At 46.2% G+C, this 1,776-nt stretch carries 2 protein-coding genes and 1 pseudogene; all 3 read left to right on the forward strand.

Features of this window, described 5'->3' with window-relative positions; all coding sequences use genetic code 11:
• Positions 1 to 154: 154 nt before the first annotated feature.
• The 3 genes and pseudogenes from KJQ12_RS04505 (at position 155) to KJQ12_RS04515 (ending at position 1,593) form a co-directional block, all read left to right on the forward strand.
• Positions 155 to 460: a P-loop nucleotide/nucleoside kinase family protein gene (locus KJQ12_RS04505; RefSeq protein WP_244860420.1), complete on the forward strand. Its 306-nt coding sequence runs from the start codon at positions 155 to 157 to the stop codon at positions 458 to 460.
• A 10-nt stretch (positions 461 to 470) separates the two neighbouring features.
• A pseudogene (locus tag KJQ12_RS04510) lies at positions 471 to 746 on the forward strand (antibiotic biosynthesis monooxygenase family protein).
• A gap of 292 nt (positions 747 to 1,038) precedes the next feature.
• Positions 1,039 to 1,593, forward strand: coding sequence for a hypothetical protein (locus KJQ12_RS04515; protein ID WP_213483684.1), 555 nt, complete (start codon positions 1,039 to 1,041; stop codon positions 1,591 to 1,593).
• The last annotated feature ends 183 nt before the right edge of the window (positions 1,594 to 1,776 follow it).

A 1,776-nucleotide genomic window follows, 5' to 3' on the forward strand; every position in this document is an offset into this window, starting at 1 on the left:
AGGGGTGGGTCATTTTCTTTTCGGCGCTCCTGGGTCAATTATATTCCGGCGGTGACAAACGGCAAGTTTGTTCTGTGAAGTTTGGGGGTTCCCGATCAGGACTACCCTCCTAGAGGACAATGTGTGCTATGCGATTGCACTGCAGAATTTGCGGTTGGGCCTCGACGTGGTTGCAGATACCGTCAACCCTATTCACATCACGCGTCAGGCTTGGCGCAATGTAGCAGAGTCTATTAACGTACCGTTTGTGGAAATTGAAGTGATCTGCTCTGATGAACAAGAACATCGGAATCGGGTTGAGTCTCGTACCTCTAATATTCCCGGATTCGCTCTGCCGACGTGGGATCAGGTGATGAAACGGCATTACGAGGCCTGGGATCGAGATCACATCGTGATCGATACGGCAAATAAAACAGTTGCTGAAAGCATGATGACATTATGGGAACAGCTCGGTTTGTAGCGCACAGTCGTTGGGTTACGCGAATCATGGATATGCCGAAATGGCAGAGGAAATGGTAAAACTCGCATCTGCGCAGCCTGGATTTTTAGGTGTTGAAAGCGTCCGAGATGGCTTGGGGATTACGGTATCTTATTGGGAATCTCTCGAAGCCATCCAAAATTGGAAACAGAACGAACGACATTTGATTGCTTAGAAACGCGGGATGACGGATTGGTACACCAGATACAAAACGAGAGTCTGCAAGGTCGAACGGGATTATCAGTTTGATATTACAAATCAATCATAATGAACCTAATATAAACAATGGCAACCTTTTTGCCGATAGTGAGTCCAAGACCAAATACGCCTTGGATACCGTTACGGGCGAACAGGGAGGATCGGTGTGGCAATAAGACACCGGTGAAGCCGTCCGGACTCCGTGAAAATGCGGAGTCTGTTTTTTACGCAGCACGTTTGTCTAAGCATCCGACGATTCAACAAGCGCTTCAACCAATCCGTCCATGACGTTCTTCCATTTCATGTCCAATGTTCATGTCTTTTGGCCGCTCAGGCATGGAAAGCGCAGGAGGCACTTTTTGATGTGCATATCGTTTCAACGAAAACTCACCAAGCTTTTCAAAGCGCCGATATTGGTTGTGTTGGTTTTAACCAGTCTCTTGATCGGCTGTTCGGATACGCCCGAAAACCCACATGCTGGAGAGATGGTTTTTCAGGGAGAAGGGGCGAAATGGGAAGTCTCGATCCCCAACGAGGTCACGTTAAAGCATGGCAAAAAGTACTTTTCGGCCGTTTTTCGCTTTAAAGGGGATCCGGAAGAGCTGAACGAGGTGGAATATATAAGCTTTGCACTGGGAACGGACCAGGGCACGCAAATCGTCAACGTGTATGACCCGGCTTATAAAGAAAAATTGATGAAAATCGATGGGTTTCAGGAAGAATACGAAGATCGGTATGGGATCATCGTCAATGCGATAAAGAACAGAAAAACGGATGACTTTAAGCTCGAATATGTTTTTGAAGAAGAAGAGTCTGGTTATGACACATTTGATTCGATTAAAGAAAACGGGGTCATGATCGCAATCCAGTGGGAAGACCGGGAAAATAATTATGAAGATCGTATCCATTCACAATAGATTCAACATAGAACGGATCATGAAGCCGCCGCCGCTCTCACAAATATCGTTGAAGATATCGCATGATTTGCTCTTCGTGATGTTTGTCGTGACAGATAAACATTTCCTGCAGGAAGGTTTCCAATCTCAACTTTCGCACCTAGAAAATCAATGTAAAACCAATTGTGGAGTGGGCTTAGGGTC

This window comes from Thermobacillus xylanilyticus (genome assembly GCF_907165215.1).
In the GTDB taxonomy this organism is placed as follows: Bacteria; Bacillota; Bacilli; order Paenibacillales; family Paenibacillaceae; genus Thermobacillus; species Thermobacillus xylanilyticus.